The organism is Paenibacillus sp. SAFN-054 (assembly GCF_051966755.1).
Taxonomy (GTDB): Bacteria; Bacillota; Bacilli; order Paenibacillales; family Paenibacillaceae; genus Paenibacillus_AQ.
Genome location: NZ_JBQCKS010000001.1, coordinates 2,108,112 through 2,122,179 on the forward strand (window position 1 = coordinate 2,108,112; position 14,068 = coordinate 2,122,179).

Annotated in this window: 13 protein-coding genes; all 13 read right to left on the bottom strand. The window is 54.2% G+C overall.

Going from position 1 to position 14,068, the window contains the following annotated elements; translation table 11 throughout:
* Nucleotides 1-3 precede the first annotated feature (3 nt).
* Nucleotides 4-921: a ribosome small subunit-dependent GTPase A gene (rsgA, locus tag ACTHPM_RS09610; protein ID WP_440394949.1), complete on the bottom strand. Its 918-nt coding sequence runs from the start codon at nucleotides 919-921 to the stop codon at nucleotides 4-6.
* 53 nt (nucleotides 922-974) lie between these two features.
* Nucleotides 975-3,164, bottom strand: coding sequence for a Stk1 family PASTA domain-containing Ser/Thr kinase (gene pknB / locus ACTHPM_RS09615; RefSeq protein ID WP_440394950.1), 2,190 nt, complete (start codon nucleotides 3,162-3,164; stop codon nucleotides 975-977).
* Nucleotides 3,161-3,937: a Stp1/IreP family PP2C-type Ser/Thr phosphatase gene (locus ACTHPM_RS09620; protein WP_440394951.1), complete on the bottom strand. Its 777-nt coding sequence runs from the start codon at nucleotides 3,935-3,937 to the stop codon at nucleotides 3,161-3,163. The genes pknB and ACTHPM_RS09620 overlap by 4 nt, the downstream gene beginning before the upstream one ends.
* A gap of 7 nt (nucleotides 3,938-3,944) precedes the next feature.
* Nucleotides 3,945-4,985 carry a 23S rRNA (adenine(2503)-C(2))-methyltransferase RlmN gene (gene rlmN / locus ACTHPM_RS09625; RefSeq protein ID WP_440394952.1) on the bottom strand — a complete coding sequence of 347 codons (1,041 nt, stop codon included), beginning with the start codon at nucleotides 4,983-4,985 and terminating at the stop codon, nucleotides 3,945-3,947.
* A 155-nt stretch (nucleotides 4,986-5,140) separates the two neighbouring features.
* Nucleotides 5,141-6,460 carry a 16S rRNA (cytosine(967)-C(5))-methyltransferase RsmB gene (gene rsmB / locus ACTHPM_RS09630; protein WP_440395399.1) on the bottom strand — a complete coding sequence of 440 codons (1,320 nt, stop codon included), beginning with the start codon at nucleotides 6,458-6,460 and terminating at the stop codon, nucleotides 5,141-5,143.
* Nucleotides 6,461-6,510: 50 nt separating this feature from the next.
* Nucleotides 6,511-7,443, bottom strand: a complete 933-nt coding sequence (fmt, locus tag ACTHPM_RS09635; protein ID WP_440394953.1) for a methionyl-tRNA formyltransferase — start codon at nucleotides 7,441-7,443, stop codon at nucleotides 6,511-6,513.
* Between the two features lie 6 nt (nucleotides 7,444-7,449).
* Nucleotides 7,450-7,932, bottom strand: a complete 483-nt coding sequence (gene def, locus ACTHPM_RS09640) for a peptide deformylase (protein WP_440394954.1) — start codon at nucleotides 7,930-7,932, stop codon at nucleotides 7,450-7,452.
* A 93-nt stretch (nucleotides 7,933-8,025) separates the two neighbouring features.
* Nucleotides 8,026-10,575 (bottom strand): primosomal protein N', encoded by a 2,550-nt coding sequence (gene priA / locus ACTHPM_RS09645; RefSeq protein ID WP_440394955.1) that lies wholly within the window; start codon nucleotides 10,573-10,575, stop codon nucleotides 8,026-8,028.
* Nucleotides 10,572-11,795 (bottom strand): bifunctional phosphopantothenoylcysteine decarboxylase/phosphopantothenate--cysteine ligase CoaBC, encoded by a 1,224-nt coding sequence (gene coaBC / locus ACTHPM_RS09650; protein WP_440394956.1) that lies wholly within the window; start codon nucleotides 11,793-11,795, stop codon nucleotides 10,572-10,574. The genes priA and coaBC overlap by 4 nt, the downstream gene beginning before the upstream one ends.
* A 182-nt stretch (nucleotides 11,796-11,977) precedes the next feature.
* Nucleotides 11,978-12,205 (bottom strand): DNA-directed RNA polymerase subunit omega, encoded by a 228-nt coding sequence (gene rpoZ, locus ACTHPM_RS09655; protein WP_440394957.1) that lies wholly within the window; start codon nucleotides 12,203-12,205, stop codon nucleotides 11,978-11,980.
* A 42-nt stretch (nucleotides 12,206-12,247) separates the two neighbouring features.
* Entirely contained in the window at nucleotides 12,248-12,820 is a 573-nt protein-coding gene (gene gmk / locus ACTHPM_RS09660; RefSeq protein ID WP_440394958.1) for a guanylate kinase, read from the bottom strand.
* Between the two features lie 16 nt (nucleotides 12,821-12,836).
* On the bottom strand, nucleotides 12,837-13,097 hold the full coding sequence (gene remA / locus ACTHPM_RS09665) for an extracellular matrix/biofilm regulator RemA (RefSeq protein ID WP_006209218.1): 261 nt from the start codon (nucleotides 13,095-13,097) through the stop codon (nucleotides 12,837-12,839).
* 59 nt (nucleotides 13,098-13,156) lie between these two features.
* Nucleotides 13,157-14,053, bottom strand: coding sequence for a YicC/YloC family endoribonuclease (locus ACTHPM_RS09670; RefSeq protein ID WP_440395400.1), 897 nt, complete (start codon nucleotides 14,051-14,053; stop codon nucleotides 13,157-13,159).
* Between the last annotated feature and the right edge of the window lie 15 nt (nucleotides 14,054-14,068).

Here is a 14,068-nt window from a genome sequence, read left to right on the forward strand (position 1 = left end):
TCGTTAATACCTCCGCTTTTTATCTTTCATTTCCGTTAAGAACAGCACATAGTGCTCATAGCGGCTCGTTGCGATCTTGCCCTCTTCCACGGCTTCTCTCACTTTACAGCCCGGTTCATGGGTATGGCTGCATCCCCTGAATTTGCACTGCTCAGCAAAAGAGGCAAAGTCCCTGAAGCATGTCGAGAGCTCCTCCACCCCAAGCTCCAGAAAATCCAGCTGGCTGAAGCCTGGGGTGTCGGCTACAAAGCCCCCTTCGTCCAGCTCAATCAGCTCCACATGGCGCGTCGTATGCTTGCCTCGGCCCAGCCTCATGCTGATTGCGCTCGTCTCGAGCGTAAGACCCGGCACGAGCCGGTTCAGCAGCGAAGACTTGCCTACCCCGGATTGACCGGAAAAGACACTGATTTGGCCCTTCAATCTTTCCTTCAGCAGATCCGTTCCCAGCCCTAAGCGTGAGCTTGAAATAATGACCTGGTATCCGATTTGTTCATACAGCGCTTTAACCTGCATCACAGGATCCTCTGCGTCCGGCTTATCGGACAAAAGGTCCTGTTTTGTCAGACAGATCACGGTATCGAGTCCCGAGTGCTCGATATGAACAAGAAACTTGTCCAGGAGCTGCAGGTTCAAATCCGGTTCGCGCACCGAGAACACGAGTACAGCCAGGTCCACATTGGCTACCGGAGGACGGATGAGCTCGGAGCGGCGCGGCAGAATTTCATCCACCATGCCTTCTCCGTTCTCCGTATGGGAATAGACGATATGGTCTCCAACGAGAGGCGTCACGCCCTTTTTCTTGAAAATGCCGCGCGCTCTGCATTGGACAGCGTCCTTTTCTCCAGACGCCGCCATTCCGTTGACCAATGGTTTAACGTAGTAATATCCGCTTAACGCCTTCACGATCACTCCTTCAGGCATACATGAAAGGCCTCACTTTCTCCCGACAGGTCCCTTGGCAAACCCAGGAACCTTTAATGGTCTTGTTTGTAAATGACATTTTCGGTGTCCTTATTCTTGCCCTTGCCTTTACCCGGATTGCCATGTCCGTTCCCGTTGCCGGGACCCTTCATGCCGGTCGTTTCTTCATTGTCTTCGCCGTTTCCGTCCCCTTCATCCTCCTGCGACCCTTGGTCGCCGCCGTTATCCGGAGGAGTAATGGTAGGCGTAGACACCGTGCCATTCTTAGCATCTTCATAGGTAACGGTGTAGGTATCAAAGATCTGTCCGTCCCGCTTGACCGTCACGATCCCGTTCACCGTTGGCGAAAGAACCAAATCCACAGGGAATACCTGGATTGTATTCACGGTCTTCGTCCCCCATGCCTTGCGTTCGCCGCTGGTACGCGCATCGCTGTATTCAATGCTGATCTTGCTGTTCTGCCCCTCGATAGCCGGAGCCACCGGCAGGTTGAACGTATATTTGAGCGCCTCCTTCGGATAGCCTGAGGAAACGGTCAATTCGATCGCCTTGCCCGGATCGGCATCCGTCGCGCCTGGATCATAAGGCCACTGCCCGATGACTTTGCCCTTCTCAACCGTATAGCTGGCTTCCTGCTCAATAATAGGCTCAGCGGTGAAGCCGTTCGCCTTAAGCTTCTGCACTGCTTTATCTTGCGTCAGATCAATCAGGTTCGGCATCTTCACCTGCTCCGGACCTTTGCTGACCGTCAGGGTGACCTTATCTACCGCCGGATCCACTTCCGTGTTAGCTCCCGGATCCTGCGAAATGACCTCATTCGCCGGCTTATCGCTGAATTGCGGGTCGCCTTGCTGAATGTTGTCCTCTTTAAATCCAGCAGCCACTAATTTCTTCACTGCTGCCTCGTAAGTGTCGCCTTTGACATCCGGCATGGGCTTCTTCGGCTTTGGAATGCTGACGGAAAGCTGGATGATCGAGCCTTTCTTGACCTCGGTCCCCTCTTCCTTGCTCTGGGCAAAAACGACCCCTTCTGCAAAGCCTTCCTTATACTGGCGAATGACGTTGTCATCTACGACAAGGCCAAGCGCAGTAAGCTGTGAGCGTGCTACGTCCTCTGTCTTATTGATCACTCCCGGCACCTTAACGTCCGGAACCGTGAGCGCATGATTGACGTACCAAGCCAGGCCACCCATAGCCAGCAGAAGCACCAGGGTCAAGCTGATCCATAGTACAGGGCGTCCCTTGGACTTTTTCGGCTTCTCGGCCGCGGAAGGACGCTCCTCCCGCTTCTCTTCCTCCATGACGGATGCAGGGCGGGAGCGCGAAGGACTTGCTCCGATATGCTGCGGCTTGATGGCGGGTATGACACGGGTCCGATCCTCATCGTCCAGATCCGTGAAGTCCATCTTGCTTTCATTTCGGCGCTCCGGCAGCAGGCAGGTTTCAAGGTCATGAAGCATTTCCTTTGCGCTTTGATAACGCTCCTGCGGATTTTTGCGCATCGATTTGAGAATAATATTTTCCACGCTTTGAGGAATCAGCGGGTTCACTTCGCGGGGCTCTTCGAATTCCTCCTGCAGATGCTTTAGCGCAACGCTGATCGGGCTCTCCCCAAGAAACGGCAGACGCGCCGTCAGCATTTGATACAATACGATTCCAAGAGAATATAAATCCGATTTCTCACCCGTCACCACGCCCTTGGCATGTTCCGGCGAGAAATAATGCACGGAGCCTACAACGGAACCCGTCTGGGTGATCGTCGTCGAAGTGACGGCACGGGCAATCCCGAAATCCGTTACCTTGACTCTGCCATTGCGTCCGATCAGAATGTTATGGGGTTTGATGTCCCTGTGAATAATCTGGTTTTGATGGGCGTGATCCAGCGCATCGCAAATCTGGGATGCGATCCTTACCGCCTCATCCACCTGCAGCGGTGCCCGCTCCTTGATGATCTCGTTCAGGTTATGTCCTTCGACGTATTCCATGACGATATAATGCACTTCGTCTTCCTGGCCCACATCATATATGCTGACAACGTTCGGGTGCGAAAGCGAAGCAGCCGATTGTGCCTCACGGCGGAAACGGCGAATAAACTCCTCATCGTGCACAAACTGCTGGCGCAGCACCTTGACGGCCACATTACGGCCTAGCAGCAAATCATGGGCCTTGTAGACAAGAGCCATTCCGCCGCCGCCGATTCGTTCAATAATTTCATACCGGCCGCCCAATTCGTGTCCGATCATGAATCCCACTCCTTTATACTTTGCCCGGCGACTTCGTCTTGAAGTTCAAACAGGGCGACGGTAATGTTGTCATCGCCTCCGGCGAGAAGTGCCAGCTGCAGAAGTCGGTCCGCCCTTTCATTCAGCGGAACATCCTGCATTCCGGATATTTGGGCGATATGCTCGCCGCTAACCAGACTGCTGAGTCCATCGCTGCACAAAAGGAGTACTTCCCCGGCAGATAGTGTGACAGGATACAGATCGACAGACACCTCGGGATCCGTGCCCAAAGCGCGCATGATCACATTGCGGCGCGGATGGGTTTTCATTTCCTCGAGGCTGATCTGGCCGCTTTTAAACAGCTCATTGACAAGCGTGTGGTCTTCCGTAAGCTGAATGGCTTCGCCATTCACGATTTTATAAGCCCGGCTGTCGCCGATATGTCCGATAATACCGGAATCGTCATGCAGCAGCAGCACCTCAACCGTCGTTCCCATGTTGTGATACTTCTCGTTTTTGGATGCTTCGCTGTAGATAACATCATTGGCATGCAGTATGGCATCACTTACAGCAGCGCTCAGCCCCTCGGCGGATACGCCCTCTTCCAAAGCGGACAGGTCTCCCGCAATCGTATCCACGGCAAGCCTGCTCGCGGTATCGCCGGCCTGATGGCCGCCCATACCGTCAGCAACGATGCCGATGGTATAACCATGCGGCAGCTGTCCGATCCAGACCGAGTCCTCGTTTACCGAACGAACACGTCCGATATTACTCGCATGAACTGTTTTGATCAAGTTTCTCTCACCTCAACTCCATATGCTTGGCACGCAGTTGTCCGCATGCAGCCGCGATATCGTGGCCTTGTTCACGGCGGATCGTCACGTTCACGCCGTTTTCTGCGAGTACTTTCTGAAACTTGAAAATATCATTGCGCGATGTGCGAACGTACTTGCGTTCAGGCACATGGTTCACCGGAATCAAATTGACATGGCAGAGCATGTCCTTCAGAACGCTTGCCAGTTCGGCCGCATGCTCCACCTGATCATTTACCCCGCCGATCAAGGCGTATTCGAAGGTAATCCGGCGGCCCGTCTTGGCCAGATAGAAACGCAGCGCCTCCATCACGTCTTCAAAAGGATATCGGCGGTTTACCGGCATCAGCTTGGAACGCAGCATATCGTTTGGCGCGTGGATGGAGATCGCCAGGTTGATCTGGGTATCCTCGTTGGCGAACTTGTAAATATTCGGCACGATGCCGCTGGTCGAGACGGTGATGTGCCGCTGGCCGATGTTCAGTCCTTTTTCATGAATCATGATGCGGAGGAACTTCATCGTCGCCTCATAGTTTTCAAATGGCTCCCCGGAGCCCATGATAACGATGCTGCTGACGCGCTCTCCCTTTTCATCGAGAATCTTCTGTGCCTGAACTACCTGCGCGACGATCTCGCCTGCCGTCAGGTTGCGCTTCAATCCGCCAAGGGTAGATGCGCAGAACGTGCAGCCGATGCGGCAGCCTACCTGCGTTGTCACGCAGATGCTGTTTCCGTAGCTGTGCTTCATGATTACCGTTTCGATGGCATGGTCGTCATGAAGACCGAATAGAAACTTGACAGTTCCGTCTTTTGACTCCAGCTTCGTAATCTCGCTCAGGGTCACGAACTCAAACTGGTCCTCCAGCTTTTGGCGGAGCTCTTTGGAAAGGTTCGTCATTTCCTGAAAGTTGTCAACTCTTTTAACATAGAGCCAGTCGAAGATTTGTCCCGCGCGAAATGCGGGCTCGCCGTTCTCCTTGGCCCATTCCTGGAGGTCATCCAGATTCAAATCATATATAAAAGGCTTCATTTCACCACACCTGTCTTTTATCATTCATATGCATATTGTTTCTCATTCTTCCTATTTTAACACAAATAAAAGTGGCGGTAAAAGAGAAAGCCCGCCAAAGCCAAGGCCCAGCGGGATCTTGTAAGCTGCCTCATTCATGTGTTGCATGCGCTAGTTTAGGAGAATCTTTGGAGCCTGGCAATATAAAATCCGTCGCTGTGATAGTCCTGCGGCAAAATTTGCACCCCTGCACCCTGGTGCGCGGAATACAGTTTGCCCCATGCCTCGCCGGAATGATCGGGAACCCCGAATCCGGGATGCGTATCGAGAAAATGCTTCACTGTTCCTTCATTTTCCTCGGGATCAATGGTGCAGGTGCTGTATACCAAGATGCCTCCGACGCGGAGAAGGGTGGAAACCGAATCCAGCAGCTCGCGCTGCAGGCTTGCGATTTCGCCGATGTCCCCCGCTGTTTTGGTCCATTTCAAATCGGGTTTGCGCCGGATGACGCCAAGACCCGAACAAGGAGCATCAAGCAAAATCCGATCGAATGAGCCGGGGGCGTATTTATGCACGAGTTCCAGCGCATCCCCGGTAACCGTATGAATGCTGCCGAGCCCCAGCCTTTCAGCTTGGTCGCCGATCAGCTTCCGCTTATGCTCGTGCAGGTCATTGGCAATGATTTCACCCTGGTCCTTCATCAGTTCCGCGATGTGAGCCGTCTTCCCGCCCGGAGCGGCGCAGCAGTCCAGCACCTTCATGCCGGGACCCGGACCGACAGCCTCTCCAACAAGCATGGAGCTCTCGTCCTGCACCGAAATCTGCCCGTCGCGATACCAGTCGGTAAGAGCCATATTCCCTCCGCCGAATACCAGAATCCCTTCCGGCGAGAGCTCCGAAGGAGCAGCATTAAATCCGGCCGCCTTCATTTCTTCGAGCATCTCGTTCCGGCTGATCATCGTGGTATTGACCCGTACGCTTACGGAAGGCGGCTCGTTGTTCGCCCGGCAGATCGCTTCAGCGGCATCGATGCCATACTGGCTCATCCAACGTTCGACGAGCCACTGCGGGTGGGAGTGCTGAAGCGCGATCCGTTCAGCTGGGGACAGATTCTCCGGAAGGATCAGGTCATCCCGGTTCCGCAGGATATTCCTGAGGACTCCATTCACCATGCCGGATATTCCTTGATGTCCCCGGCGTTTGGCCAGATTGACCGCCTCGTTGACCACCGCATGCGGAGGGATGCGATCCAGGTACATCAGCTGGTACAGGCTGAGCCGCAGCAAATTCCGTACCCACGGCTGCAGCTTGTGGATGCCTTTGGCTACAAAGCGTTCAAGAAAGTAATCCAGCGTATTGAGACGGGAGACCGTGCCATACACCAGCTCTGTCGCAAGCCCCGTATCCTCTCGGGACAAGGATGCCCGCTGCAGGGCGGCATTCAGCTGCAGGTTGCTGTAGGCTTGATCCTGATCCACCCGTGTCAGCACGTCCATGGCAAGTTCCCGTGCTGTCGTCTTGGACCTGCCTTGACGATGATCCGCGCTCACTCCAGCACCGTCCCTGCCGTCATGGTATTGCCGCGGACGAATTCCGCAGCCTCCATCTGCTTCTTGCCGCTTGGCTGAATGCGGGTCAGCCACAGCGACCCGTCGCCGGTCTTGACCTCAATCCCCTGCTCCGCAAGCTGCAGAACCGTGCCTGGAGCAGCATCTCTGGAAGCCTTGTCCGCTTTCCTGGATGCCCATGCTTTGAAGACCTCGCCATTCCAGAGGGTGAAAGCTCCCGAGAAAGGGACCAGGCCGCGAATTTGGTTATAAATATCGCGAGTGGAGGCGTTCCAGTCGATCTTTTCGTCTTCGCGCTTCAGGTTAGGCGCATATGTTGCCTGCTGCTCATCCTGCACCTCCGCTTCGAGCCTTCCGGAGGTCAGCCGCGGCATTTGCTCCTTGAGCAGCTGCGAGCCGGCTAAGCTCAACTTCTCAAACAGCGTGCCGGAGGTATCCTCTTCCTCAATGGCTACCTTGACCTGCGCGATCATATCTCCGGTATCCAGCCCTTCCGCCATATACATAAGCGTAATGCCCGTCTCGGTCTCGCCGTTTATGATGCAGCGCTGAATCGGCGCTCCACCCCGGTATTTTGGCAGCAGCGAGCCATGTACGTTAACGCAGCCGTTCGCGGGCAGATCGAGAACGGCTTTAGGAAGAATTTGCCCGTATGCCGCCGTCACGATCAAGTCCGGCTTATAAGCCGCCAGCTCCGCAACCGCTTCGGGACTGCGCATGCGCTGAGGCTGAAGCACGGGAATGCCCCGCTCGGCCGCAACCTCTTTGACCGGCGTAGGCATAAGCACCTTCTTGCGCCCCTGAGGCCGGTCCGGCTGGGTTACGACGGCAACGACGTTATACCCCTCGTCAAGGAGCATCCGCAAACTGGGGACGGCAAAAGCCGGTGTCCCCATGAATACGATATTCATCAGGCATTACTCCCTTCCGGAACGTTCAGGTACGTAATCGTAGACCTTTTCGGCAATATCCGTAAACAATACGCCGTCCAAATGGTCAATTTCGTGCTGGAAGCAGCGGGACAAGAGGCCGGTTCCCGTGATGGTCACCTCTTTGCCGTTTTCGTCAAGCCCCTTCACCGTCACCTTCTCGGCGCGGCGCACGTCTCCGTTGAGCCCTGGAATGCTCAGACATCCTTCCGGACCGAACTGCTCTCCGTCCTTTTCGACGATGACCGGGTTCACCAGCTTGATCAAGCCTGTTTCATCTCCGACATCCACTACAATGAGCCGTTTCAGAATGCCGACCTGCGGAGCCGCGAGACCGACGCCCTCCGCATCGTACATGGTTTCAGCCATATCATTCAACAGCTTTTTGACGTTTGGAGTGATTTCCTTTACTTCCTTTGCGATTTTGTGCAGTACTGCATCCGGTTCTTTTACGATAATGCGGATTGCCATGGTGACACCTTCCTTATGGGTATTCATGTCAGGATTTGCGTTACATCCTCATGTATTTGGTTGCATCCTTTGTTTCATTTCATATGACGTTGATTACATGAGCATTTGCGGATCAACGTCTATGCTGATCAGAAGCTTCTGGTTATGTGCCGTATCCTCAAGCTGTTCGGCCGCTTCCCGTACGAGCCCGACGGCATCGATATTCCCACGCCATTTTACCATACATTGAAATCTGTATCTATTTTTTATCCGGGGAATCGGGGATGCGACCGGCCCGAGGACGTCAAATGCATCCGCCGTCAACCGGTCTAGGCTGCCGTACCACCCGCGCTGCCTTGCTTTGCCCTGCAAAACGGACACCATGTTCTCCGCCATGCGGACCAGCAGCGGGAGCTGCTCATGGGTCAATGTAACCAGGATGAGACGGCAGTATGGCGGATAATGGAGATTTCGGCGGTGTTTCAATTCATCCCGCACGAAAGAATGATAATCATGCCCGCTGGCATGGATAATGGAATAATGGTCCGGCGTATAGGATTGGATCATGACCTCTCCGGGCAGCTGATGCCGGCCTGCGCGTCCGGCGACCTGCGTCAGCAGCTGGAAGGTTTTCTCTCCTGCCCGGAAATCCGGCAGGTTGAGGGCGGAATCCGCGGTAATGACGCCAACCAGCGTCACATCCGGGAAATCCAGGCCTTTGGCAACCATCTGGGTTCCGAGCAGCACGTCCGCCTTCTTGTCGCGGAATTGCTTCAGCAGCTTTTCGTGCGATCCTTTTTCCGTCGTTGTGTCGACGTCCATTCGGATCACCCGAATACCGGGAAACAGCTTGGCCAATTCTTCCTCGACCCGCTGTGTGCCCGTACCGAAATAACGGATATGCTCGCTGCCGCAGTCCGGACAGACGGATGGCGCCGGTTCGGCATATCCGCAGTAATGGCAGCGCAGATTGTTCGATTTTTGATGATACGTCAAAGAGATATCGCATTCCGGGCATCCCGCCACGTAGCCGCAGCTGCGGCACATGACGAAGGTCGAGTACCCCCGCCGGTTCAAAAGCAGCACGGTTTGCTCCTGCCGGTCCAGCCGTTCCTGAAGAGCATGATGCAGCGAACGGCTGAACATGGAACGGTTGCCTTCCTTCAGCTCCTCGCGCATATCGACGATCTGCACGGCTGGCAGCTCGTTGCCGAGAGCGCGGTGCTTCATTTCCAGCAGCATGGGCGCAAAATTGTCATCTGATTGGGATCGGGCTGCGTGGTAGCTTTCCAGCGAAGGCGTCGCCGAACCCAAAATAACGGCTGCTCCCTGCTCCTGGGCCCGTTTGACCGCAACATCCCGCGCGTGATACTTGGGGCTTTCCTCCTGCTTATAGGAGGTTTCATGCTCTTCATCCATAATAATGAGGCCTAAATGCTCAAACGGAGCAAACACCGCAGAACGCGCACCGATCGCTACCTTCACTTTGCCCTCGCGGATTTTCCGCCATTCATCATAGCGTTCGCCGCCGGAAAGACGGCTGTGCATGACGGCGACCAGGTCGCCGAAGCGGCCTTTAAACCGTTCGACCATCTGCGGCGTCAGCGAGATTTCCGGTACGAGCACGATTGCCTGGCGCCCCTGTGAGATACAGTGCTGGATCGTCTGCAGATAAATCTCGGTTTTGCCGCTCCCCGTAACGCCATGCAGCAGAAATACCCCGTGGCGACGGGCATCCAGGGTATTGCGTATGCGGTCATAAGCGTTCTGCTGCTCTTCGTTAAGCGCAAGCGGTTCCGTAGGTTTAAAACGCCGGCCTCGGTAGGGATCCCGGAAAACCTCCACATCTTCGATCACGATGTATCCCTTGTCGGCCAGTCCTTTCACCGTTGCCGCCGACACCTGCAATGAAGCCAGAATTTCCTTGAGAGGCAGAGGAAGCAAATCCTTCATTTCGAGAATAAACTGCAGCACTTCCCGCTGCCGCTGCGCCTTGGCAGGAAACTCCTCAAGGGCCGCTTCCGCCGCTTCCGGATCCACGGCCAACTCGACGGCCTTTAGCGTTTTTTTCTGAAGCTTATCTTTAATCGACTGGTTCTCCTGCAGCACGCCTTTGCGCAGCAAGGACTTGATGGTCTCCGCGCTGTCCGGGAAAATGCGGCTGAGCTGCTGTGCAGGCAGCTCTCCCTTTTGCCCGACATACGCCATAATGGTGCGAGCTTCTTCGGAAGGCAGTGATGACACGCGCACGAGCGAACCCGCATACTCATCCTCCTCCGATTCCGTATCGGAAGATTCCCCCAGCGATATATAACGTTCTGCCTTTCCTTTCAGAGCCGTCGGAACCATGACCTGCAGCGCGGTAATATACCGGCAAGCATACTTACGGCTCATCCATTCGGCCAGCTTCACCAGCTCAGGCGATAGCGGCGGCACGACATCCAAGACCTCCTGAATGGCTTTCAGCCGCATTCCGCCAGCCGACGGCTCCTCCTGAAGTCCCACCACAAAGCCCTGCACGGTCCGGTGCCCGAAAGGAACCCCGACACGGCTTCCGATCTCGATCCATGACCGCATGGATTCCGGGATCAGATAATCGAATGGACGATCGGTATCCTTGACGGGAACATCGACGATGACCTTCGCCACTTGCGGCTGCATCATGAGAGGGCCTTTCCGTCCATGCGCTCCGCCGCTATGGACAGCAGTCTCCGCGCGACCTCATCTTTGGACATGACAGGCAGCCGCTCCACGAGACCGTCGGCATCGTACACCTGCACAATATTCGTATCCGAACGGAAACCGGCTCCATCCGCCGTCACGTCGTTCGCTACGATAAGATCACAATTTTTACGGATCAGTTTGTCCTTGGCATAAAATTCCACATCATGCGTCTCGGCCGCAAAGCCGATCAAAAACTGGCCTGTTTTGCTTTTGCCAAGCTGCTCCAAAATATCGATCGTCTTGACGAGCTCAAGCGTCATGGTGTCGCCCTTCTTCTTGATCTTGCTGCTCGCCGTTTCCACCGGGCGGTAATCCGCCACCGCCGCTGCTTTGATGACCAGATCGCTGTCCTGCCAATGCTTCAGAACGGCCTGATACATGTCCTCCGCCGACTGAACAGACTCGGCATTGATCCCTGCGGGAGGAGGCGAATCCGTGTGTCCGTGAATCAGGTGGACCGTTGCCCCCATCTCACGTGCCGCTTTGGCGATGGCAAAGCCCATTTTGCCGGAGGAATCATTCGTTATATAACGCACCGGATCGATCCGCTCGATCGTCCCCCCGGATGTAACGACGACCTTTTTTCCCTGCAGCAGTCCAGGCTTCGCCAGTTCTTTTTCGGCAAAATAGCGTTCCACCACAGCCACGATGCTCTCCGGCTCCTCCATGCGCCCTTTTCCGACATAACCGCATGCAAGCAGTCCTTCTCCCGGCTCAATCATCATCACTCCGCGCCGTTCCAGCGTCTTCATGTTCTCCTGGACAGCGGGATGCCCGTACATGTGTACATTCATGGCTGGTGCGATCATGACGGGCGCCATCGACGCAAGCAGAGTTGTCGATAACATGTCATCTGCGAGTCCATGCGCCATTTTCCCAATCATGTTGGCTGTCGCGGGAGCGATCAACACCAAATCGGCCGCATCCGCCAAACGGATATGGGATACCACAGACGGATCCCTTTCATCGAAAGTGTCACTGAACACCGCATTTTTGGACAGGCTTTGCAGCGTCAGCTCCGTAATGAACTCTTTGGCCGAGGAAGTCATGATGACATGAACGTCCGCGCCTTTTTGGACCAGTCTGCTGCAGAGCGTAGCTGCTTTATAAGCCGCAATCCCTCCAGTTACGCCAAGTACGATCGTTTTACCGTTTAACACGCTAAATCCCCCTCTTTCACCCAGGAATAGAGAAAAAAATACAACCTTGCGGTTGTATTCGGTACAGCGTCTATTGACGCTTGGACAGGAAGCAGGCAGGCCAAAAATTCAGCAAGCCTCCTCCTGCGATTATAGAATTGGTTCAGCACCGCTGAAGCCTGTATCATCCTATAATCATGTCATTAAGGTTTTTTGATTTCGTCTTTCTCGGTAGCAGGTTCAGGAATAATACGAAGAAGGTCTCCGTAAATTTCCTCAAGAGCCACACCCACGTATTTATGAGATCTCGGTTGCTTCAGTCCAGTTTTCTCGCCCTCGCGCAGCTGTCTGGCACGTCTTGAAGCCGCAACCACCAGCGAATATTTACTGTCGACTTTGTTCATCATTTCATCAATCGAAGGATACAACATGTCACTGCCACCTCTTCTTATTCAAAAGTCTGTTTCTTCGTCCTATCGTCTCACCTTACAATGTTCGGCCACAATGATAGATTCTATTCGTTTGCACGCCGAGTCGATCTGATCGTTGACAACGCCATAATCGTAATGCTGCATCAAACCGATTTCATCCACTGCGACCGACATGCGGTGATCGATCGTTGCCTGATTTTCCGTGCCGCGTCCTACGATACGGTCCTTCAGCTCATCCAAAGACGGCGGCAGCAGGAAAATAAAGACTCCCTCCGGGAACTTCTCCTTCACCTGCAGCGCCCCTTGCACCTCGATTTCCAAAATAATATCATTGCCGCTTTCGAGCGTCTTCTCCACGAAATCACGCGGTGTCCCATAGTAGTTCCCCACGTACTCCGCATGCTCCAAAAGCTGGTCGTTCTGCATCATATTCAGAAACTGCTCGCGGGTTTTGAAAAAATAATTCACGCCGTCTTCCTCACCGAGCCGCGGGCTCCGCGTCGTCGCCGAAACGGAATACACGAGCTCCGGAAGTTTGCCTCTCAGCGCAGTACAGACGGTTCCTTTTCCGACCCCTGAAGGTCCGGACAAAACAAACAATAATCCTTTTGCCATATTACTCCCCAACTCGTTATTCGTCATTATCGTCGTCTTTGCTGGACAAGCGATGGGCCACCGTTTCCGGCTGCACCGCGGACAGGATGACATGGTCGCTATCCGTGATAATCACGGCGCGCGTCCGGCGTCCGTATGTCGCATCGATCAGCATGTGACGGTCTCTTGCTTCCTGAATAATTCTCTTAATTGGCGCTGATTCAGGGCTTACAATGGAAATGATTCGGTTGGCCGATACAATGTTCCCGAAGCCGATGTTAATGAGTTTGATTGCCATAATCAGGTTCTTCCCCCTATACATTTGACTCTTGTCTGTTTACTGTCGAAATTGCCTGTTTATTCTATATTGGCCAATTGTTCGCGAATTTTTTCCAGTTCCGCCTTCATTTCGACAACACGGTTTACCAGAGTCAGATGATTGGCCTTCGATCCAATCGTATTGACTTCCCTGTTCATTTCCTGAATCAGAAAATCCAGTTTCCTTCCGACCGGTTCATCCGCACGTAGCAATCCCTTGCACTGCTCAAAATGGCTCTGCAGCCGTATCAGCTCTTCATCGATGTTGGAACGGTCTGCGAAAATAGCAACTTCCATGCCAAATTTATGTTCATCAAAGGCAAACGAACCGTCATTAAGATCAGACAGCCTTTGTTTGAGCTTATTGCGGTAATCCTCGACAACCGTCGGCGCCAGCTGCAGCATTTCCCCGTGCAGCCTCTGAAGCTTGCTTAGTCGCTGTTCCACGTCCGCGGCCAAATGCTGTCCTTCCAGGCTTCGCATGGAGGACAGTCCCTCCAGCGCCTTGCGCAGACCGTTTTCCAGAACAGGGCCCCATTCTTCCAAGCTGACATCACCTGGCAGCGAACGATGTTCGGGGGAGATCCATACGCCGGGAAGAGACAACAAATCCTTCACAGTCAGCTCACCATCAAGGCCAAACTGCCGCGAAAGATCCTGGGCTGCCTGAAGATATGTCTGTACGGCATGCTCATCCAGCATGGCGTGTGGAGCATGCTCTTCGCTATCTTCCTTGTTGACGTAGACGTCAACTCTTCCGCGCTTTACATACTGCTGCACCGTTCTTCGCAAAGAGTCCTCGAAGCATGTCCACTCACGCGGCAGCCGAAGCACGACTTCGCAGTATCGGTGATTGACGGACTTCACTTCAAACACGACTTTATACCCTCCGTGCTGGAGGGCAGATTGACCGTATCCGGTCATACTAAAAGACATCGGCACCACATCCAT